This is a genomic window from Avibacterium endocarditidis (genome assembly GCF_965138825.1).
GTDB classification, from domain to species: Bacteria; Pseudomonadota; Gammaproteobacteria; order Enterobacterales; family Pasteurellaceae; genus Avibacterium; species Avibacterium endocarditidis.
The window spans coordinates 175,565-195,788 of the sequence record NZ_CBCSDH010000002.1; the positions used below are offsets into that span (position 1 = coordinate 175,565).

Below are 20,224 nucleotides of genomic sequence, written 5' to 3' on the forward strand. Positions count from 1 at the left end.
GGAGTTATCTTATGGCTGTAAATAATATTTTAGGATTATTTGCCCATTCCCCATTAAAGCCTTTAGCACGTCATTCTGCTAAGGTAACTGATTGTTGTAAATATCTCATTCCATTTTTTGAATACACTTTCCAAGGTGATTGGGAAAATGCAGAGAAATTACGCAAAAAGATTTCTGACACAGAACGCCAAGCAGATACATTAAAGCGTGAAATTCGCTTAAAACTGCCACGCGGTTTGTTTATGCCTATTGAACGTACTGATTTATTAGAATTGGTTACGCAACAAGATAAATTAGCGAACTACGCCAAAGATATTGCAGGCAGAATGATTGGTCGCCAATGTCCATTCCCTCCTGAAATGCAAGAAGATTTTATGAAATATGTCGTTCGCAGTATTGACGCAGCAGAGCAAGCTCATTTGGTGATTGATGAAATGGACGGTTTACTTGAAACGGGTTTCAAAGGCCGTGAAGTCCAATTTGTGAATCGAATGATCCAAACCCTAGATGATATTGAAGACGATACGGATCAAATGCAAATTAAATTACGCTTAATGTTGCGTTCAATGGAAAATGAATTTAACCCGATTGACGCGATGTTTTTATACAAAATCCTTGAATGGATTGGTGTGCTTGCAGATCAAGCGCAACGTGTGGGTTCACGCATTGAATTAATGTTGGCTCGTTCATAATTGTTAAACAGCATAGGAATAATACTATGGAAGTTATTCAACAATATGGCACTTTACTAGTGATTATCACCGCGGCTTTTGGCTTTTTTATGGCCTTTGGCGTGGGTGCAAATGATGTTTCTAACGCAATGGGAACCTCTGTAGGTTCAGGCACAATTACCGCCAAACAAGCCATTATCATTGCGATGATTTTTGAATGTGCTGGGGCATATTTAGCCGGTGGTGAAGTAACAGAAACCATTAAAAGCGGGGTTTTAAATCCAACAGAATATATCGCCACACCAGAAATTTTGGCCTTAGGTATGATGGCGGCCCTCTTTTCTTCTGGATTATGGTTGCTCATCGCCTCGCGAATGGGCTGGCCAGTTTCCACCACACACACCATTATTGGCGCAATTATCGGTTTTGGTTTAATTACTGTTGGGCCAAACTCAATTGATTGGTCAGCTATCCGCAATATTGTGGGCAGTTGGTTTATCACCCCTGTGATTGCAGGCCTAGTGGCATATGGCATTTTCTTCAGTACACAAAAACTCATTTTCGATACGGAAAAACCGTTACGCAACGCACAAAAATATGGCCCGTATTATATGGGACTCACCATCTTTATTTTGTCCGTAGTAACAATGATAAAAGGCTTAAAGCACGTTGGCTTACATTTAACTGGTAGCGAAACTTTCTTTATTTCATTAGGCATCAGCGCCATTTCTGTGGTGGCCAGTCATTTCTATTTTCGTAGCAAAAAATTCCATCAAACAGTGAAATCAGGCACATTCGGTGCAGTAGAAAAAGTATTTAGTATACTAATGCTACTAACCGCCTGTGCAATGGCGTTTGCGCACGGTTCAAACGATGTGGCTAACGCTATTGGGCCATTGTCTGCCGTGGTGTCTATTGTGGATAACGGCGGTGAAATTATGGCAAAAACCCCACTTGCTTGGTGGATCTTGCCATTAGGGGCGGCAGGTATTGCGTTAGGATTGATTATTATGGGCTATAAAGTAATGGCAACCATTGGCACAGGGATCACCGATCTCACCCCAAGCCGTGGTTTCTCAGCTCAATTTGCAACGGCAACCACCGTGGTACTCGCTTCTGGTACGGGATTACCAATTTCCACCACTCAAACCCTTGTTGGTGCGATTTTAGGTATCGGCTTCGCGCGTGGTATCGCCGCATTAAACTTAACGGTAATTCGCAATATTATCGCCTCTTGGGTGATCACCTTACCTGCAGGCGCATTCTTTGCGATTTTAATTTACTATGTGCTGCACGCCATTTTCATCTAATTTGCGTAAGCCATAGAAAAAGCACACAAAATAAGACAAAGATTTTGTGAATGAAAGAAAGTGCGGTACAATTTACCGCACTTTTTTATTGTCTATTTTTTAAGGTGTTGTAATGCGAAAAATTACTAAGATCTTGTTTTTATTCTTTCTTTCCGTACCCTTCGCGCAAGCGGAAACCCGTTATGTAACAGAAAACCTTTCCACCTTTTTACGCAAAGGGGCGGGCGATCAATTTAAAATTGCAGGGGCAATTCGTTCAGGCGAACCGGTAACCGTGCTAAACCACAAAGATCGCTATACGCTTATTCGTGATAGCAAAAATCGTGAAGCTTGGATCTTAACCTCTGAACTTTCTAGCACGCCGAGCAGTAAAGATGAAAATCCAAGATTAAAAGCAAAAATTGAAGAATTAACCTTAAAACTCAATCAATTAGACGGTGATTGGCAACAACGCACCAGCGAAATGCAACGCCGCACCAAACAAGCTGAGCAACAAAGCAGCCAATTATTAGAGCAAAATTCTCAGCTCAACCGTGAACTTGAAATCACCAAAAATAAAAACCGCGATTTAGAAGCAATGCTTGATGCAGGCAAACGTGAAATTGCGATCCAATGGTTTATTTATGGCGGTTCAGTGCTAGGTGTTGGTTTGCTACTTGGTTTAATCTTACCTTTCATTATGCCAAAACGTCGCCGCCGTGATGGCTGGGCATAACCACCCCATTCAGCAAAATGGAAATTTATTTAGTTGGCGGTGCCGTGCGCGATGCACTACTCAATCTCCCTGTTAAAGACAGAGATTGGGTGGTAATTGGCGCAACGCCAGAGCAACTATTGCAACAAGGCTATATTCAAGTGGGGAAAGATTTCCCCGTTTTTCTTGATCCTAAAAATAAAGAAGAATATGCCCTTGCACGCACAGAAAAAAAAGCGGGTGTGGGCTACACTGGTTTTGTGTGCGATTTCAGCCCCGACATTAGCTTAGAACAAGATCTGATCCGCCGCGATCTCACCATTAACGCCATTGCGCAAGATAGCCAAGGCAAGTTGCACGATCCTTACGGTGGTATCAATGATCTGAACAATCGCCTACTGCGCCATATCTCCCCTGCTTTTGCCGAAGATCCTTTGCGCGTGTTAAGAGTGGCACGTTTTGCTGCGCGTTACCATTATTTAGGTTTCCAAATTGCCCCTGAAACCTTTGCCTTAATGAAACAAATCACCAAATCGGGCGAGCTTGAACATCTCACGGCAGAACGCGTTTGGCTAGAAACAGAAAAAGCCTTACAAACGCCAAATCCTGAAATTTATTTTGATATTTTAAGAAAAATTAGAGCATTAGCGGTACTTTTCCCTGAGCTTAACGCCCTTTACGGCGTGCCAAATCCCGTGCAACATCACCCCGAAGTGGATAGCTTTATCCACACAATGCTGGTGTTGCAACAAGCCACAAAGCTCACTGAAAATAGCCCTGCACAACAAAAAAGTGCGGTGCGTTTTGCGGCAATTTGCCACGATCTTGGCAAAGCGCTCACGCCAAAAGATCTTCTGCCACGCCATTTTGGCCACGAACAAAAAGGCGTTATGCCAACGCGCAATCTTTGCAATCGGCTCAAAGTGCCAAGTTACATTAAAGAACTGGCGTGCCTTGTTTGCGAAACGCATACCAACGTTCACCGAGCCTTTGAGCTACGCCCTGCCACTATCTTAAAATTATTCAATCAACTCGATGTGTGGCGTAAGCCAGAACGTTTTAAAGAAGTGTTACTTGTTTGCACTGCCGATGCCAAAGGCCGCACAGGCTTTGAGCAAGTGGATTACCCGCAAGCGGATTTTCTATTCAAACTGTACCAAGCCGCATTACAAGTTGATGTGCAACAAGTGATTGCTGACGGATTTCAAAAAGAAAAAATCCGCGAAGAATTAAACCGCCGCCGCCAAAAAGCCATTGAGCAAGAAAAAGAACGGTTAAAGGATTAATAATGTTATTTTCTTTCATCAAAACTAAAATCAGCGCGCTAATGCGCAAACTTTTCATTAATCCCAAACTTCGTAATAGCTTGAAAAATAAGGGAATGAGCGTATTAGCCAGTAATTGCAATGGGGCATTTATGTTGCACGATTTAGGGCAACCATTCAATTCACCTTTTGTGAATTTATACCTTAAGCCACAAGATTTCATTCGTTATTTGCAACGCATTGAACACTATCAGCAACAACCGCTAAAATTTGTAGAAGATAACGATAAGCCCTACCCTGTGGCTTATTTAGATGATATAAAAATCCATTTTGTGCATTATGCCAATGCTCAACAAGCTCAAGAAAAATGGCAACAGCGTTCACAACGTATTGATTTCGATAATCTTTTTATCATTATGACCGATCGCGATGGCTGTACAGAACAAGATCTCAACGATTTTGATGCCTTGCCTTACAAAAACAAAGTGGTATTCACCCACAAACCTTATCCCGAAATTCGTTCTGCTTTTTATATTAAAGGCTTTGAACAACAAGATTGTGTCGGTGATCTTTTTGCTTATTCTGGCTGGCTTGGCAAACGCTATTATGATCAATTTGATTATCTGGCTTGGTTTAATCAGAATAAAAACGAGAAAATGTCATCACATTAAAGCAAAAATAAAGTGCGGTGGAATTTTTTGAAATTTTCCACCGCACTTATTAATTCAGCCATTACAACGCAATTTCATCAAGGCTACGCCCAAAACTCGGAATAAACACTTGAATAAAATAATTCATTTCTTCGCTGTGCCATTCTGCCATTAATTTTTCTAAACGCGTTTTTGCTGATGAAAATTCTTGATTCCCCTGCTCCAATTCAAACTTCGCTTTAATGTAAGCACAAAGCAGATCCGCTTGTTTTACAAGGTGTTTTTCTTCATCAGAAAACTGCTCGCTATGTAAATAAGGAGCAAAATCAGCTTGCAGTTCTTCAGGTAATAAACTCAATAAATGAAATTCCGCCGCACTTTCGATCTCTTTATAGGCTTGAGTAATGCTGTCATTAAAATATTTAATTGGCGTAGGCAAATCACCGGTAAAAATTTCTGAGCTATCGTGATACATTGCCATTACGGCAATGCGTTCAGGGTTCACCTGCCCTGAATAAAATTTATTTTTGATCACCGCTAGCATATGCGCCACAAATGCCACTTGCAGGCTGTGTTCGGCAAGATTTTCTTTTTCAATATTACGCATTAAAGACCAGCGTTGAATGAGTTTCAAACGATCCAAACAAGCAAAAAAATGGCTAGGTTGTAGAGATTGTAAAGACATTTAATTCACCGAATATTCCTCAATGGTTACAGGTAATGTAATTATTTTCCCTAAGCGTGAAATCACCATATTCACCCTGGTGTTTGGTCTGGTGTTGCTGATCACATTCATCATTTGCGCGGGCGATTCTGCTTTAATATCGCCAAATTGCAACATAATATCACCCGCTTGCAAGCCTGCTTTAGCCGCAGGGCTGTTTTCTCTCACACTGGTGATTTCAATGCCTTTGCTGCTCGCTTGCCCATCGCTAAACAATACGTCCGTTTGAATACCTAGGAAACCGCGGATCACGCGTCCATCGCGGATAATTTTTTTCATTACGTCATTGGCAAGATCAATGGGAATGGCGAAATTCAGCCCTTCGGCAATTTCATTGGCATTTTTACCAATACTCAGGGTGCTAATTCCCACTAATTCGCCAAGGGAATTTATCAGCGCGCCGCCAGAATTTCCGCGATTAATGGACGCATCTGTTTGGATAAAATTTTGTCGTCCAATGTAATCGCCTACAGCGTTGCGCCCTAAGGCACTGATAATGCCTTGCGAAACACTTTGTCCTAAATTATAAGGATTACCAATGGCCAGCACCACATCACCAACGTGCAATTTACGCTTGGTGTTAGGAATGGTCGGCAGGTTATCTGCACGGATTTTCAGCACAGCTAAATCGGTGAGATTATCAGAGCCAATTAAACTCGCTTCAAAAATTCGTCCATTTTGCATTGCCACCACAATTTGATCGGCATTTTGAATAACGTGTTTATTAGTGAGAATGTACCCCTCTTTCGCCATTATCACGCCTGAGCCAAGATTAGTGATCTGCGGTTGTCCACTCACTGAAGTGAAAGATTGACTATACACATTCACCACAGCAGGCGAGGCAAGCCGAACCGCATCTTTAAAAGAAAAGATTTCTTTTTGAAACAAAGGCTGACCTTGCTTCAGGGAAGGGCTAATCAACAAAATTGCCCCTGCGGCAAGTAAACCAATGATGATCGATTGGATAATCTTTCTTAACATTCTGATTCTCTTTGTATTTTTTGTTTTTTCTGGTTGTTGCTTTACTTTTGTTAAATTTGAACTTGGGTTAGTTTTTCGGCTGATAAATGAGCTTTAAATCCTCCCCCACTGGCGTTGCAGATTGCAGCTGCCATAAAGGGGCATCAGCCAATTTGTGTAAATGAGGCAAATGGCACAGTCCTTTGCCTGCATCGCCTAATAATTTCGGCGCAATATAAACGATTAATTCATCAACCAATTTTGCTTCAATCAACGCCCCCGCTAATTGTGCGCCCGCTTCAATCCATACGCTGTTAATCTGGCGTTCCGCCAGTTCGGTTAAAAGTGCGGTGAAAAAATCCGCACTTTTTTCAATCTGTATTGCTTGGCAAAAATCAGGGAAACCTTGCATATCTCTTGCACCAGAACTCACCAACCAAACTGGCGTAGGTTGTTGAAATAATTGACATTCTGGCGTTACGCGGTGTTGGCTATCTAAAATGATCCGCACAGGCTGACGCAGTTCACTATCAGGATATTGTTGCTGAACACTCAACGGAAGTTGCTCCCAACGTACATTTAACATAGGATTATCCATTAGCACCGTTTGGCTGGTAGAAAGAATTGCGCTAGCGGCCGCACGGTATTGCTGCACATCTTGGCGAGCCTGCTCTCCCGTGATCCATTTACTTTCCCCACTTGCCATTGCGGTGCGTCCATCAATGCTCATTGCCATTTTCAGTTGCACAAATGGGCGATTGCTACGCATTCTTTTTAGAAAACCTTGGTTGAGCAACTCTGCTTTTTCGGCCAATAATCCCACCGCAGTTTGCACGCCAGCTTGTTCGAGCATTTTCAATCCACGCCCTGCTACTTGCGGATTGGGATCGGTCATTGCGGCAATCACTTTCGCCACGCCTGCTTCAATTAATCCTTTGGCACAAGGTGGCGTGCGGCCAAAATGGGAACAAGGCTCAAGGGTAACGTAAGCCGTTGCACCACGCGCATTTTCCCCAGCTTCACGCAATGCCATTACTTCTGCGTGGGGCTGCCCTGCTTTTAGATGAAACCCCTTTCCGATCACCTTGCCGCCTTTTACCAAAACGCAGCCCACGGAAGGATTTGGCGTGGTGGTAAAACGCCCTTGGCTAGCAAGATCCAACGCCATTTGCATAAACTGCTGCTCTTGCTGGGTAAATTGTTGTGCATTTTGTTGCATATTAATCCTTCAGGCTCTCAATTTCTTTGGTAAATTGGTTGATGTCGTCAAAACTTAAATAAACGGAAGCAAAACGGATATAGGCCACTTTGTCTAATTTTTTTAGCTCATTCATAGCCAGCTGGCCGACAAAATGGCTTGGCACTTCACGTTCCCCTGTCGCGCGCAGTTGATGAATAATGCGGTTAATGGATTTTTCCACATCATCAGAACTCACTGGTCGTTTTTCTAAAGCGTGCTGAATACCACGGCGCAGTTTTTCTTCATCAAAGGGTTCACGGGATTGATCACTTTTAATAATTTTTGGGATCACTAATTCGGTAATTTCAAAGGTGGTAAAACGCTCGTGGCAATGGCCACATTCACGGCGGCGGCGAACCTGAAAGCCATCGGACACCAAACGGCTATCGATCACTTTGGTTTCTTCTGTTGAACAAAAAGGACAACGCATAAATCCTCCCAATCCCCTTTTAAATGGTATTTTCCATTTTAAGTGCTAAAACAGCGTAAAAATTCTTCTTATAAAGGCTTGGATTGTAGCAAAATTTCCCTTTTTTTACGATCTTTATAGGGCAAAAAATGATCTTACGCAGGTATTTTGCGACTTTTTGCCTTGCCTTATTGCCTTAGGCGAATTAATTTCCTACTATATCACTCAACTATTTTCATATTTGGAGAAATACAATGAAAAATGAATTAATTTGCTACAAAAAAATGCCTGTATGGAACAAAGACAGCCTGCCGAAAATGTTCCAAGAAAAACACAACACCAAAGTTGGCACTTGGGGCAAAATCACCGTGTTACAAGGCAAATTGAAGTTTTACGTTTTAACGGAAGACGGCGAAGTGGTGAGCGAACATATTTTCACCGCGCAAGATGATACGCCTTTTGTTGAACCTCAACTTTGGCACCGCGTGGAAGCGGCATCTGATGATCTGGAATGTTATTTAGAATTTTATTGCAAAAAAGAAGATTACTTCAGCAAAAAATACAATATGACGCCAACCCATTCTGAAGTGAAAAGTGCGGTAGAAATTATTCCCCCTTGTAAAGTGCTGGATCTTGGCTGTGGACAAGGACGCAACTCGCTCTTTTTAAGCCTACTCGGCTACGATGTTACCGCTTGGGATCACAACGAAAACAGCCTTGCTTTCCTCACCAGCACGGCAGAAAAAGAAAATCTCAATATTCAGACCGCACTTTACAATATCAATGATGCCAATATTCAGGAAAATTACGATTTTATTCTTTCCACCGTGGTGTTTATGTTCCTTGACCGCAATGCCATTCCTGCCATTATTGAGAATATGCAAAATCACACAAACGCAGGCGGTTATAACTTGATTGTGGCGGCAATGAGTACTGATGATGTGCCTTGTCCAATGCCGTTTTCTTTCACTTTTAAAGAGGGCGAGCTGAAAAATTATTATCAAGATTGGGAATTGATTAAATACCAAGAAGAAATGGGCGAACTGCACAAAACCGATGAAAACGGTAATCGCATCAAAATGAAATTTGTAACAATGTTAGCGAAGAAAAAATCATAGGAAAGAAAAATAGCAAAGAAAATAAGTGCGGTGGAAAATGTTGAAATTTTTTACCGCACTTTTGTTTTTCGCTTTACTTTTCTCTTTCTCGCCAAAGAGCAAACAATGGGCTGTCTTGCATATTTTGCCACTGATCATAGGCGATCACTTTGCCCTGATCCAACAACACCACTTGTTGCGCTAAGCGTGCTAATTCTTCAAGGCTGTGAGTAACATATAAAATGGGAATAGCAATTTCTTGCGCGAGTTTATCCAAATAATCTAATAATTCTAATTTGCGCGGCAGATCAAGGGCGGAAAGCGGTTCGTCCATCAGCAAAATTTCAGGCTGGCTGAGCAACGCTCGTCCAATGGCAACACGCTGTTTTTCACCGCCTGATAAGGTGATCGGATAGCGTTTAAGCAAATGTTCAATCCCCAAAAGCTGCACAATGCGCATAAATTCTGCGCTATCTTTCTGCTTCATTCCATAGCACAAATTGCCTTTCACCGAATAATGGGGGAACAATCTGCCCTCTTGAAAAACATAGCCCACATTACGATGATTAGGCGGAAGATTAATCTGCTTTTGCGTATCGACTAACGCTCGTCCGTTCAAACGAATATAACCCTGATCAGGTTGCAACAAACCGCTGACTAAATTAATCAGCGTGGTTTTGCCCGAACCAGACAAGCCGAATAATGCCGTTACGCCTTGCGTGGGCAGCTGCAAATCCACCGCAAACGCCATTTTGCCTAATTGTTTGCGTACATTAATTTCTAACATTGGATTGTCCTAAGCGTTTTTGTGTGTATTTTGCTAACCATTCAGAAATGAGTAAGGAAATCAAGGCGATAGCAATGGCTATGAGACATAAACGCGCTGCGGCACTTTCTGCCCCTGGGGTTTCAATAAAGGAAAACATTGCAAGGGGAATGGTTTGCGTAACTTTTGGAATATTGGAAACAAAGGTGATGGTCGCACCAAATTCCCCTAGCGAACGCGCAAATCCCAGAATAACGCCTGCCAACACGCCGGGTAACGCAAGGGGCAAGGTGATGGTAAAAAAGGTTTTCAAGGCAGACGCTCCCAGGGTGCGCGCTGCTTGTTCGAGCTTGAAATCCACATTTTCAATCGCCAAGCGGATCGATCTCACCACTAATGGGAAAGACACAATGGCAGAGGCCAACGCCGCACCATACCAACTAAAACCAAAGCTAAAATCGAACCATTGCAATAAATAACGCCCGATAATGCCATTTCGCCCCATTGCAATTAACAATAAATACCCCACCACCACAGGCGGTAAAACCAAAGGCAAATGGATAATGCCGTTGAGCAACGATTTTCCCCAGAAATCTTTCCGTGCCAGCAGCCAAGCCACCAAGATCGCCCAAGGTAATCCTGCCAGCACGGACACTAACGCCACTTTCACACTCAAGGCGATGGCATTCAACTCAGCGGGGGAAAAATGAAAAAACATCTGCCAATCCATTTGCATTAAATCCTTTTATTTCACCGAAAAGCCAGCTTGAGTGAAGATTTGCTTCGCTTCGTCAGATGTTAAATAATCTAAAAAAGTTTGACTTTCTTGGTTATGATGCCCTGCTACAATCGTCGCAGGATATTCAATCGGGGCGTGAGAATTTGCAGGAAAAATTGCCACCACTTTCACTTTTTGGCTTGCCGCCGCATCGGTGCCATACACAATACCTAAGGGCGCTTCCCCTTGTTCCACCAAGGCCAATGCCGCACGCACATTATTGGCGCGCGCGAGTTTTTCTTCCACTGCCTGCCACTGATTTAGGCTGGTTAAGGCTTGTTGCGCATATTTCCCTGCGGGAACGTACGCAGGATCGCCCACGGCGAGATAACTCTCTTTTAAATTCGCTTGCCATTGCGGATTTTCTAGCTTCACACTTTCAATCTTGCTGTTTTTCGGCGCGATCATCACCAAGGTATTTTGCACTAAATTCACCCGCGTTTTGGGGTCAATCGCATTCTGCTCGGCTAAAAAATCCATCCATTTTTGATTGGCCGAAATAAAAATATCTGCCGGCGCACCCTGCGAGATTTGGCGTGCCAATACGGAAGAAGACGCAAAAGAAAAATCAATCTCTTCTTTAGGGTGAAGTTTGAGATAGCTCGCTTTCACTTGCTCTAGCGCATTGGTCATTGAGGCAGCAGCAAAGACGGTTAATTTCCCTTGTGCAGGCAAGGTGCATAAACTAGAAAGCACAACGAAAACAGCAATAAAAAAAGAGTTAGATTTCCGCACGGTTCATTTCCTTGAGACAGTAAGATTGGAATAAATTATATAACGTTCACAGAAATAAAAGCGACAGGAAAATCCGCCATCATCATAAAATGTCGCTATCCATTTACTACTAAGGAAAACAGTCCAATTTTTATTTAACTGAAAGCATTAACTTTTTATTGTATAATCCCACCATTCTTTGATTGTGATAAGTAATGTAATGAAACCTATATTTCTAGAACTGCGCCATTTAAAAACACTCTTAGCGCTGAAAGAAACAGGCAGTGTTTCGCTGGCGGCAAAGCGTGTGTATCTCACCCAATCAGCCCTTTCTCATCAAATTAAATTGTTGGAAGAGCAATACGGCTTGCCGTTATTTGAGCGTAAAAGCCAGCCCCTGCGTTTTACCTCGGCGGGGGAGCGGTTAATTAAGTTGGCAAATGATATTTTGCCTAAAGTTGTGGAGGCTGAGCGCGATCTCGCACGAGTTAAACAAGGTGAAGCGGGGGAATTGCGTATTGCCGTGGAATGCCATACCTGCTTTGATTGGTTGATGCCGGCTATGGATAGTTTTCGCCAAAATTGGCCGTTAGTTGAGTTGGATATTGTATCAGGATTTCATACAGATACCGTAGGCTTGTTACTCAGCCATCGTGCGGATTGGGCAGTGGTATCAGAAATAGAGGAAACCGCTGGCATTGTGCATAAGCCGTTATTCTCCTACGAAATGGTAGGCTTATGTGCCAAAGATCACCCATTAGCAAACAAAGAAATTTGGCAAGCGGAAGATTTCATCGCTCAGACGTTAATTACTTATCCCGTACCTGATGATATGCTGGATTTACTGAAAAAAGTGTTAAATCCACAAGGCATTAATCCAACTCGCCGTACTAGCGAATTAACCATTGCCATTATTCAACTTGTTGCCAGTAAACGAGGCATTGCCGCACTGCCATTTTGGGCAGCAAAACCTTATTTAGATCGCGGCTATATTGTGGCAAGAAAAATCACTCCACAAGGGTTATACAGCAATCTTTATGCTGCATTCCGTGAAATAGATGCAGATGTCGCTTTTGTCGATGATTTTTATCAAACGGTGAAAGCACAAAGTTTTTCTACATTACCGGGGTTATCTGTTTTAGATGAGTAGTAATCAATCAGCACAATATTCAAGCCCAGTTTGGGCGGCAGCCAAGGCAGCATTTCCTTATTCTTTGCCAATGGTGATCGGCTTTCTTTTTCTTGGCATGGCTTACGGCCTTTATATGAAAGCCCTAGGTTTTGGCGCGTGGTATCCCTTTTTTATGGCGGCATTAATTTACGCGGGATCAGTCGAATTTATTGTTGCAGGGGCATTAGTGATGGCTTTCGCGCCCTTGCATATTTTCTTGCTGACCTTAATGGTGAGCTTACGCCAGCTCTTTTATAGCCTTTCTATGCTGGAAAAATACCATTCAAAATTGGGTAAAAAACGCTGGTATTTGATCAGCACGCTGGTAGATGAAAGTTTTTCACTCAATTATATGGCAAAAATCCCACCGCGCTTAGATAAAGGCTGGTATATGCTATTTGTGAGTTTATATTTGCATTGTTATTGGGTGATTGGTGCGGTGATCGGCAATTTATTTGGCGATCTCGTGCCGTTTAACTTAAAAGGCATTGAATTTGCGATGACAGCACTTTTTCTGGTTATTTTTGCGGAAAATTGGCTGAAAGAAAAATCACACGAAAGTTCTTTGTTAGGCTTAGGTATCGCGTTAGTGTGCTTAATTGTGGTTGGTAAAAATCATTTTCTCATTCCAACCCTTATCGGAATCTTAGTCGCGCTAACCCTTTGGCGACCTAAATTAACCAGCTAATTAAACAAGGTGGAATAATGACCTTAACAGAACAAATCCTTACTATCATTATTGCCATTTTTGCCGTGCAACTGTGTCGGATTTTACCTTTTATTATTTTTCCTGCACATCGCTCTGCTCCTCCCTATATTCGCTATTTAGGTAAAGTATTGCCTGCCGCAATGTTTGGAATGTTAGTGGTGTATTGTTATAAAAACATTGATTTTTCCACCGCCTATTTTGGCGCGCCCGATTTTATCGCAGGTGCGGTGGTTTTAGGCTTACATTTTTGGAAAAAGAATATGTTTTTATCAATGATTGTCGGCACAGGTTTGTATATGATACTTGTCCAATTTATCTTTGTGTAACTCCCCCACCTTCAACGATGAGGGAGCATAAAGCTAAAAGCTCACTTTTATCCCAAATACGGCATTTCGCCCAGCCTGTGGCGCAAGAAATTTTAATGGAGAAGTATTCGAACGCGCTTCTCGATTAGTTAAGTTATTAATATGGAAATAAATTTCCATTTCACTTTGTTTCCAAGGGTAAACATAGCTGATGCCCATATCTACCAAAGTAAATGATGGATTAACTAGCTTCTCATCAACTTCATTACTCACATACTTCTGTGTTTTATAATGCGTTGCCGCAAGAAAGGCGCGCCAATTTTTATACTCCATATTCACATCCCCACCAAAACGCGAAGACGGTAAATTCGGTAAATAATTGCCTAATCCCGTTAAACGCTGTGGCAATTTTTGTTTAATATGATCATAGAAGAGATGCCAATTCCAAACACCCCAATGCGATGTTTCTAATTGATAACTTAAATCCACTTCCCACCCAGTTAAGATGAGCGGTGTTTGACGCCATTGTTTTACCATTAAACCATTGCGCACAAGACTGGTGTAACCTAAATAAGTGAAATGATCAAAATGATTTCGATACCAGCTCACCGCCCCATTGAACCCATTTTGCCCAATACCGGCAGAAATTTCCCAAGTATGGTTCTTCTCTTTTTGCAAACGTGCATCACCATTTTCTTCAATCAACAGAGCATAATGGTTATTATTAGCGTACAATTCATTCATTTCTAATGCCCGTTCAGCAAAAGTACGCTGAAGCTTAATATAACTACTTTCGCTAGGATTAAATTGAAAAGCGAAATGAGTATTTTGTAAGGAAAAATGACGATCTTTTGCATAGTAAGCTCCAACACTTTGCGATCTCTCGCGATGCAACTCTCCTAACTGATAACGCACTTTTCCAATACGATGTCCAACCTCCAACGTAAAAGGAGCAAGATCAAGGGTTTCAATCGCAAAGATACTGTATGCTTTGCGTTTTAAATCGGGAAGGTAGCTATCCTGACCTTTGGCACTAACCTTTTGATATGAAAAATCCGTACCAACAGTTCCAATTAATCGCTCAAATAAAGGGGCGTGAATTGCAGATAATCGATAAGCATAATTATCAGACAAAAAACCATTAGACATCACAGCCCCTAAGAACTCTTGATCCTTCGCGTGTTGATAATTCACTTGAAAATCTACGCTCTCAATTCCTTTGATCGGCATCACCCAATGGGTATCCCAATTCAAACGGTGGGTTTGGTTTTTCACTGTTACAGGCGCATATCCCTCATTCGCTTGGCTAGCTAAATAAGCAAAGCCCGGCACACCATAATCCGTATCAAAATAATGCCAAGACACCCCAGTATAACCAAAATGATCAATATAACTGCTGCCTAGAGTAAAAGTGCGTGTTGCAGAATGGCTATTTGGAATTCTTCCTTTGGGGTAGGAGTGATATTCCTTCAAATCACCAAATTTTTCCATATAGTAAGGACTGTTTGGCACATAAAGTGGATTCTCAGGATTTCCCCCCATAAACCCACGACGATTGGTATATTTATCTTCCTCAGTTAGCCCCAAACTTTTATCTTGATAATTATCCAAATAATATTGGCTAATATATTTAAAATACGCAGGATTAAGGCTAGATAACACAGGAATGCTCACTTGACATTGACGCTGTAAATCCGTGCGAGACTGCAAATAAGCCTTATCATAACACACACCTGCTTTACTAAAGTGCGGTATTTTTATTGACGAAATTTTACTCATTGCACCATCAAGATAAAATGCCCAATGTTCACCATTATTAATATTCAGTTTAAAAGCCCCTTGATTAGGCGCATTAAAACCTTTATTTAGGCTAACCTCACCACTTATTTTATTTTGTGAAATTTGTTTTGGAATAGCATCATCTAAAATATTGATTGCCCCACCAAGGCTTCTTCCGCCATAAAGCACCGCGGCACCGCCCTTACTAATCTCAATCCCCGTAGCATTTAACGGGTTAATTGAAGTCGCCAAATTACCGCTCACCACGGCTAAATCATTAATTGGCATATTATTCGCTAACACTGCCACACGCTGGCTCGACAAACCTCGAATAATAGGGCGAGAAGCATTTGGCCCAAAGGCGCTACTTTGCACACCAGATACTTTCTCTACCACAGCCCCTAATGTGGTGGAATGATTATTGCTAAGCTGGCCTTGATTTATACGATACTGCGTATTGAGATAATGATCTGGCACAGCATTTCTCACCGCCTCAGCCTCAACAAAAATTGGCGCGAGTTGCTGTGTGCTTTCAACATTTTCCTGCCCATAACAATAACACGCACTAAAAAACGCGAAAAAACTCAAAGAAAAATATTTCGAATCAAAACGTTGCATTACAAAACACCTTTTTTTTTAAAGAAAAATAAGTTATTATCCTAACACAAAATATCAGGAAGTAAATGCATCGTTAAACAACATAAAATCTTTTTATGAAATGGCACTCCTATTTTTAACTGCATATGCTTTGTCAAAACACAAAAATAGGAGTACTGTACAGGTTAGAATTGACAGAGAAGAAAGATCAAAAATGAGATAGCGCTTTACTCTACCTCATTTTCTTTATTTAAGAGATTTGCTAGGATTCACCCACTTGATTGCATTTGGCGTTATTTGTAAATAACCCTGATCGCCTGAAAGATCATTATTATTGACATACCCTTGTTCACAAGAACTAATTCGCTGTTGATAACCAAAGCTATTTAACAATAACGTAGCAATCTGCTGATGAAATAAACGATCACATTGTGAGAAATCTTGATGTAATTGTTGTTGCAACACACTGTCAGGGGTATATAACACCGTTGGAACAAGATAATTATCTTCGTCCATTGTTGCCTGAATATGACGCTCAGGGGTAACAAATTGCCCGTGATCAGAAGTGTAAACAAACAACCAGTCTTTCGTAGGTTGCTGTTGCAAATAATGAATAATCTCTGCCATTAATTTATCTGTGGCATAGATAGTATTGTCATATTCATCATTTGCCGTTTTATCGCCAAATACTTTTTGTTCCGCCGTTAAAATCTTGCCATAAGGCATATGCGAACCACGCTGATGTAAAATAATGAAATGATTACCGTCCTGTAAATTAATCTTTTTCAATAAGGGTAATAATTCCCTATCGGGCATATGTTGTTTAAATCCAAAACCAAGATTTGTAGGATATTTCAGCTCATCAATCCACGTTTTACCTAATAAATTAAGCAGATCCATATCCTCTTGAGATTGCGCAGTATAAAAATAAGTTTGGTAGCCTTGCTGTTTAGCTAAACGAAATAAATTCGTTGTACCTTTAGAAATTTGGGATAATCCATTTGGATATTCAATAGCATTGAATAAAGAAGGAAGTGCAATTGCAGTAAGTAATCCCGCAGAATAGGTTTCTTTGACAATAGGTTGAGCATCAGATTGAGCAAACCGAGTTAAAAATGGCGTGGTGTTTCGATTTTCAAAATCATAACCAAAATAACTGACGTGTTTAGCACTTTCACTCTCACCAAGTAAGAAAATAATATTGCGAACTTTAGGTTTGCTCGCAACTTGTGGCTCTGCCATTTGATAATCAGGCACAACACTTAAGTGCAAAAACTTATAGGGTAAGGTATGTCCGGCAAATGAACTTAAGCTGAGATAATTCGTTTTAATTCGGCTATAAGAAAGTTTTGGGGAAATGACGCTTCTACTCTCATCTAAAGCCACACGAACAATACCGAAAATCATCAAGAGAAAAAATACGCCATCAGCAATCCAAGAACGTTTACGTTGAAAACATAAAATAGAGCTGACAAAAATAACTTCTAACAAACCCCATAATGCTGGAAATAATGTCTTTCCAACCAATGAGCTAGTTGCCCCTATTACTTCGTGCCATTCTTTAAATAGCAAATATAAATTCATTGGCGTGATCCAGCCTTGATAAGCAGCATAATGGATATTGTTACCAATAAAACTCATTGCAAAGAAAGCAAGAAGCAAGCATTGCGCTACCCTTGATTTAACAAAATATAACAATGCAACAAATACCAAAATAAACGCATAATTCTCCGCTAATTTACCCATAGGCAAAGCTGGAACAGCAAACACAATGCGATAGAGTAATTCGCTTCCAAGTAATAGCACACTGTATAACACAATAAGTGATAGGGCTTTTTTCATTTTGATGATCCTAAAAGGTTAAAATGAGCGAGATTGTAGCACAACACAATGATTTATATAAACAAAGCACGCTAGCTAAAGTGCGGTGCTTTTTGAGTAAATTTTTTGCCATTATATGAATATTAATTTTATTCATACAAAACGTGAAAATTATGACGTTGCATAATACTGAGCCTTTCGGCATTATTAGACGCAAGAAAGACGTTTAGACGTCTATTTGATTAATAATAAAGACAGGAGTTCGATTATGACAACATTTCATCTTTTAGGTTTTCCGCGTGTTGGTGCGAAACGTGAGCTTAAATTTGCCCAAGAGCGTTATTGGCGTGGCGAGATTGCAGAGCAAGATTTATTAGATATTGCCAAAGCCTTGCGTGAGATTAACTGGAAACACCAAGCAGCTGCCAATGCGGATTATGTGGCAGTGGCCGATTTCACTTTTTATGATCATATTTTAGATCTGCAAGTGGCAACAGGGGCAATTCCTGCGCGTTTTGGTTTTGATAGCCAGCAATTAACGCTTGATCAATATTTCCAACTGGCGCGTGGTAACAAAGAGCAATTCGCCATTGAAATGACAAAATGGTTTGATACCAACTATCACTATTTAGTGCCAGAATTCCACAAAAGCACCGAATTTAAAGCCAACCCAGCCCATTATGTGCAACAAATTCGTGAAGCAAAAGCCCTTGGTTTAAATGTGAAACCGACCATTGTTGGCCCATTGACGTTCTTACATTTAGGTAAGGAAAAAGGTGAAGCCTTTGATCGCTTTGAATTATTAAATAAACTCGTACCTGTTTATGTGGAAATTCTTAATGCGTTAGCCGCAGAAGGTGTGGAATGGATTCAAATTGACGAGCCTGCCCTTGCGGTAGATTTACCTGCTGAGTGGGTTGCAGCGTATCAAGCGGTTTATGCTGAGTTAAGCGAAAAAGTAAACGCAAAATTATTATTGGCGACCTATTTTGGCTCGGTAGCAGAACACGCGAACTTATTGAAATCCTTATCTGTGGACGGCTTACACATTGATTTAGTGCGTGCGCCTGAGCAACTGGCTGCCTTTGCCGATTATGACAAAGTGCTGTCAGCTGGTGTGATTGACGGACGCAACGTATGGCGTGCGAATCTCAACCAAGTGCTAGATGTGCTTGAGCCGTTAAAAGCGAAATTGGGCGAGCGTTTATGGATTGCGCCAAGCTGCTCTTTATTGCATAGCCCTTATGATTTATCGGTGGAAGTGCAATTAAAAGAAAATAAACCTGAACTTTATAACTGGCTGGCGTTTACGCTTCAAAAAGTGCAAGAATTATCGGTAATTAAGACCGCACTTGAGCAAGGCCGTTCCGCAGTGCAAGCAGAATTAGATGCTAGCCAAGCCGCCTCAGATGCGCGAGCCAACAGCACTGAAATTCATCGCCCTGAAGTGGCTGAACGTTTAGCTAATTTGCCAGCAGGCGCAGATCAACGTAAATCGCCATTTGCTGAGCGTATTGCAAAACAAAATGCGTGGCTAAATTTACCATTATTGCCAACCACAAATATTGGTTCATTCCCACAAACCAGCGAAATTCGTCAAGCGCGTGCGCAATTTAAGAAAGGCACATTAAGCCTTGAAGATTACGAAGCGGCGATGAAAAAAGAAATTGAATTGGTGGTGCGTGAGCAAGAGCGTTTGGATTTAGACGTGTTAGTACACGGTGAAGCGGAACGTAACGATATGGTGGAATATTTCGGTGAATTATTAGATGGCTTCGCCTTTACCAAATTCGGTTGGGTGCAAAGCTACGGTTCACGTTGCGTTAAGCCACCAATTATTTACGGTGATGTCGTTCGCCCTGTGCCGATGACAGTTCGTTGGTCGCAATATGCACAAAGCCTAACCAACAAAGTAATGAAAGGAATGCTCACCGGCCCTGTTACGATTTTACAATGGTCGTTCGTGCGAAACGATATTCCACGCGCCACCGTGTGTAAACAAATTGGCGTGGCACTTTCTGACGAAGTGTTAGATTTAGAAAAAGCAGGCATTAAAGTGATCCAAATTGACGAACCAGCAATCCGCGAAGGCTTACCGCTTAAACGTGCAGACTGGGACGCGTATCTACAATGGGCAGGCGAAGCATTCCGTTTAAGCTCAATGGGCGTGCAAGATGACACACAAATTCACACCCATATGTGTTATTCCGAATTTAACGACATCTTGCCAGCCATTGCGGCACTGGATGCGGACGTGATCACCATTGAAACTTCACGTTCAGATATGGAATTGTTAAACGCATTCGCTGATTTCAAATATCCAAACGACATCGGTCCAGGCGTGTACGACATTCACAGCCCACGCGTACCAAAACCAGAGGAAATCGAACATCTGCTACGCAAAGCCTTGAAAGTGGTACCAAAAGAGCGTTTATGGGTAAACCCAGACTGTGGCTTAAAAACCCGCGGTTGGACAGAAACCTTACAGCAATTAGAAGTAATGGTTGATGTGACGAAGAAATTGCGTGCTGAACTGGCTTAATAAAAACTAAAAATTGAGAAAA

Annotated in this window: 18 protein-coding genes and 1 pseudogene; 10 read left to right on the plus strand and 9 right to left on the minus strand. The window is 41.5% G+C overall.

What is annotated here, in order from left to right:
* Positions 1 to 11 precede the first annotated feature (11 nt).
* The 5 genes from ACNAV8_RS01880 to ACNAV8_RS01900 all read left to right on the plus strand — a co-directional run bounded on the left by ACNAV8_RS01880 (position 12) and on the right by ACNAV8_RS01900 (position 4,611).
* Positions 12 to 692 (plus strand): TIGR00153 family protein, encoded by a 681-nt coding sequence (locus ACNAV8_RS01880; protein WP_103855614.1) that lies wholly within the window; start codon positions 12 to 14, stop codon positions 690 to 692.
* A 26-nt stretch (positions 693 to 718) separates the two neighbouring features.
* Positions 719 to 1,981: an inorganic phosphate transporter gene (locus ACNAV8_RS01885; protein ID WP_103855615.1), complete on the plus strand. Its 1,263-nt coding sequence runs from the start codon at positions 719 to 721 to the stop codon at positions 1,979 to 1,981.
* Positions 1,982 to 2,093: 112 nt separating this feature from the next.
* Entirely contained in the window at positions 2,094 to 2,696 is a 603-nt protein-coding gene (locus tag ACNAV8_RS01890; protein ID WP_115249906.1) for a TIGR04211 family SH3 domain-containing protein, read from the plus strand.
* Positions 2,697 to 2,713: 17 nt separating this feature from the next.
* Complete coding sequence (locus ACNAV8_RS01895) at positions 2,714 to 3,961, plus strand: multifunctional CCA addition/repair protein (protein WP_415777109.1); 1,248 nt, start codon at positions 2,714 to 2,716, stop codon at positions 3,959 to 3,961.
* Positions 3,962 to 3,963: 2 nt separating this feature from the next.
* Positions 3,964 to 4,611 (plus strand): DUF1919 domain-containing protein, encoded by a 648-nt coding sequence (locus tag ACNAV8_RS01900; RefSeq protein ID WP_181022028.1) that lies wholly within the window; start codon positions 3,964 to 3,966, stop codon positions 4,609 to 4,611.
* 61 nt (positions 4,612 to 4,672) lie between these two features.
* On the opposite strand, the gene yfbR is transcribed toward ACNAV8_RS01900, so the two are convergent.
* The 4 genes from yfbR to nrdR all read right to left on the minus strand — a co-directional run bounded on the left by yfbR (position 4,673) and on the right by nrdR (position 7,944).
* Positions 4,673 to 5,275, minus strand: coding sequence for a 5'-deoxynucleotidase (gene yfbR / locus ACNAV8_RS01905; protein ID WP_103855485.1), 603 nt, complete (start codon positions 5,273 to 5,275; stop codon positions 4,673 to 4,675).
* The gene (gene degS, locus ACNAV8_RS01910) at positions 5,276 to 6,295 is read right to left on the minus strand and encodes an outer membrane-stress sensor serine endopeptidase DegS (RefSeq protein ID WP_103855484.1); all 1,020 of its coding nucleotides are present in this window, start codon (positions 6,293 to 6,295) and stop codon (positions 5,276 to 5,278) included.
* Between the two features lie 67 nt (positions 6,296 to 6,362).
* The gene (gene ribD, locus ACNAV8_RS01915) at positions 6,363 to 7,493 is read right to left on the minus strand and encodes a bifunctional diaminohydroxyphosphoribosylaminopyrimidine deaminase/5-amino-6-(5-phosphoribosylamino)uracil reductase RibD (protein WP_103855483.1); all 1,131 of its coding nucleotides are present in this window, start codon (positions 7,491 to 7,493) and stop codon (positions 6,363 to 6,365) included.
* A 1-nt stretch (position 7,494) separates the two neighbouring features.
* Positions 7,495 to 7,944, minus strand: a complete 450-nt coding sequence (nrdR, locus tag ACNAV8_RS01920) for a transcriptional regulator NrdR (protein WP_103853080.1) — start codon at positions 7,942 to 7,944, stop codon at positions 7,495 to 7,497.
* A 233-nt stretch (positions 7,945 to 8,177) separates the two neighbouring features.
* Between nrdR and tehB the strand changes: the two genes are divergently transcribed.
* Positions 8,178 to 9,041 carry an SAM-dependent methyltransferase TehB gene (gene tehB, locus ACNAV8_RS01925; RefSeq protein WP_265753964.1) on the plus strand — a complete coding sequence of 288 codons (864 nt, stop codon included), beginning with the start codon at positions 8,178 to 8,180 and terminating at the stop codon, positions 9,039 to 9,041.
* A gap of 88 nt (positions 9,042 to 9,129) precedes the next feature.
* Here the strand turns inward: tehB and modC are convergent.
* The 3 genes and pseudogenes from modC to modA form a co-directional block, all read right to left on the minus strand.
* Positions 9,130 to 9,807: pseudogene (gene modC / locus ACNAV8_RS01930) on the minus strand (molybdenum ABC transporter ATP-binding protein); the annotation flags it as partial.
* On the minus strand, positions 9,794 to 10,516 hold the full coding sequence (gene modB / locus ACNAV8_RS01935; protein WP_103855487.1) for a molybdate ABC transporter permease subunit: 723 nt from the start codon (positions 10,514 to 10,516) through the stop codon (positions 9,794 to 9,796). The gene modB and the pseudogene modC, both read right to left, overlap by 14 nt.
* 15 nt (positions 10,517 to 10,531) lie before the next feature.
* A complete protein-coding gene (modA, locus tag ACNAV8_RS01940; protein WP_103855481.1) occupies positions 10,532 to 11,299 on the minus strand; it encodes a molybdate ABC transporter substrate-binding protein in 768 nt (255 codons plus the stop codon).
* A 199-nt stretch (positions 11,300 to 11,498) separates the two neighbouring features.
* On the opposite strand from modA, the gene ACNAV8_RS01945 reads away from it, so the two are divergent.
* Genes ACNAV8_RS01945 through ACNAV8_RS01955 form a run of 3 tightly spaced genes read left to right on the plus strand, consistent with a single transcriptional unit; the run spans position 11,499 to position 13,484 of the window.
* Positions 11,499 to 12,428 carry a LysR family transcriptional regulator gene (locus ACNAV8_RS01945; protein ID WP_103855480.1) on the plus strand — a complete coding sequence of 310 codons (930 nt, stop codon included), beginning with the start codon at positions 11,499 to 11,501 and terminating at the stop codon, positions 12,426 to 12,428.
* On the plus strand, positions 12,421 to 13,137 hold the full coding sequence (locus ACNAV8_RS01950; RefSeq protein WP_103855479.1) for an AzlC family ABC transporter permease: 717 nt from the start codon (positions 12,421 to 12,423) through the stop codon (positions 13,135 to 13,137). Before ACNAV8_RS01945 ends, ACNAV8_RS01950 begins: the two co-directional genes overlap by 8 nt.
* Positions 13,138 to 13,154: 17 nt before the next feature.
* Positions 13,155 to 13,484 carry a branched-chain amino acid transporter permease gene (locus ACNAV8_RS01955; protein WP_103855478.1) on the plus strand — a complete coding sequence of 110 codons (330 nt, stop codon included), beginning with the start codon at positions 13,155 to 13,157 and terminating at the stop codon, positions 13,482 to 13,484.
* A gap of 33 nt (positions 13,485 to 13,517) precedes the next feature.
* Here ACNAV8_RS01955 and ACNAV8_RS01960 read toward each other — a convergent pair whose 3' ends face one another.
* Complete coding sequence (locus tag ACNAV8_RS01960) at positions 13,518 to 15,860, minus strand: TonB-dependent receptor (RefSeq protein ID WP_415777110.1); 2,343 nt, start codon at positions 15,858 to 15,860, stop codon at positions 13,518 to 13,520.
* Positions 15,861 to 16,085: 225 nt separating this feature from the next.
* Positions 16,086 to 17,681, minus strand: a complete 1,596-nt coding sequence (locus ACNAV8_RS01965) for a phosphoethanolamine transferase (RefSeq protein WP_103854965.1) — start codon at positions 17,679 to 17,681, stop codon at positions 16,086 to 16,088.
* Positions 17,682 to 17,928: 247 nt separating this feature from the next.
* Between ACNAV8_RS01965 and metE the strand changes: the two genes are divergently transcribed.
* On the plus strand, positions 17,929 to 20,202 hold the full coding sequence (gene metE / locus ACNAV8_RS01970) for a 5-methyltetrahydropteroyltriglutamate--homocysteine S-methyltransferase (protein WP_103854964.1): 2,274 nt from the start codon (positions 17,929 to 17,931) through the stop codon (positions 20,200 to 20,202).
* The last annotated feature ends 22 nt before the right edge of the window (positions 20,203 to 20,224 follow it).

What these genes read in the sequence shown, in the direction of transcription:
- ACNAV8_RS01945 (WP_103855480.1), top strand. Translation starts at nt 11,499, where the DNA reads ATGAAACCTATATTTCTAGAACTGCGCCATTTAAAAACACTCTTAGCG.
- metE (WP_103854964.1), top strand. Translation starts at nt 17,929, where the DNA reads ATGACAACATTTCATCTTTTAGGTTTTCCGCGTGTTGGTGCGAAACGT.
- ACNAV8_RS01950 (WP_103855479.1), top strand. Translation starts at nt 12,421, where the DNA reads ATGAGTAGTAATCAATCAGCACAATATTCAAGCCCAGTTTGGGCGGCA.
- ribD (WP_103855483.1), bottom strand. Translation starts at nt 7,493, where the DNA reads ATGCAACAAAATGCACAACAATTTACCCAGCAAGAGCAGCAGTTTATG.
- yfbR (WP_103855485.1), bottom strand. Translation starts at nt 5,275, where the DNA reads ATGTCTTTACAATCTCTACAACCTAGCCATTTTTTTGCTTGTTTGGAT.
- modB (WP_103855487.1), bottom strand. Translation starts at nt 10,516, where the DNA reads ATGGATTGGCAGATGTTTTTTCATTTTTCCCCCGCTGAGTTGAATGCC.
- ACNAV8_RS01955 (WP_103855478.1), top strand. Translation starts at nt 13,155, where the DNA reads ATGACCTTAACAGAACAAATCCTTACTATCATTATTGCCATTTTTGCC.
- ACNAV8_RS01960 (WP_415777110.1), bottom strand. Translation starts at nt 15,860, where the DNA reads ATGCAACGTTTTGATTCGAAATATTTTTCTTTGAGTTTTTTCGCGTTT.
- nrdR (WP_103853080.1), bottom strand. Translation starts at nt 7,944, where the DNA reads ATGCGTTGTCCTTTTTGTTCAACAGAAGAAACCAAAGTGATCGATAGC.
- ACNAV8_RS01965 (WP_103854965.1), bottom strand. Translation starts at nt 17,681, where the DNA reads ATGAAAAAAGCCCTATCACTTATTGTGTTATACAGTGTGCTATTACTT.
- ACNAV8_RS01890 (WP_115249906.1), top strand. Translation starts at nt 2,094, where the DNA reads ATGCGAAAAATTACTAAGATCTTGTTTTTATTCTTTCTTTCCGTACCC.
- ACNAV8_RS01885 (WP_103855615.1), top strand. Translation starts at nt 719, where the DNA reads ATGGAAGTTATTCAACAATATGGCACTTTACTAGTGATTATCACCGCG.
- degS (WP_103855484.1), bottom strand. Translation starts at nt 6,295, where the DNA reads ATGTTAAGAAAGATTATCCAATCGATCATCATTGGTTTACTTGCCGCA.
- tehB (WP_265753964.1), top strand. Translation starts at nt 8,178, where the DNA reads ATGAAAAATGAATTAATTTGCTACAAAAAAATGCCTGTATGGAACAAA.
- ACNAV8_RS01900 (WP_181022028.1), top strand. Translation starts at nt 3,964, where the DNA reads ATGTTATTTTCTTTCATCAAAACTAAAATCAGCGCGCTAATGCGCAAA.
- ACNAV8_RS01895 (WP_415777109.1), top strand. Translation starts at nt 2,714, where the DNA reads ATGGAAATTTATTTAGTTGGCGGTGCCGTGCGCGATGCACTACTCAAT.
- ACNAV8_RS01880 (WP_103855614.1), top strand. Translation starts at nt 12, where the DNA reads ATGGCTGTAAATAATATTTTAGGATTATTTGCCCATTCCCCATTAAAG.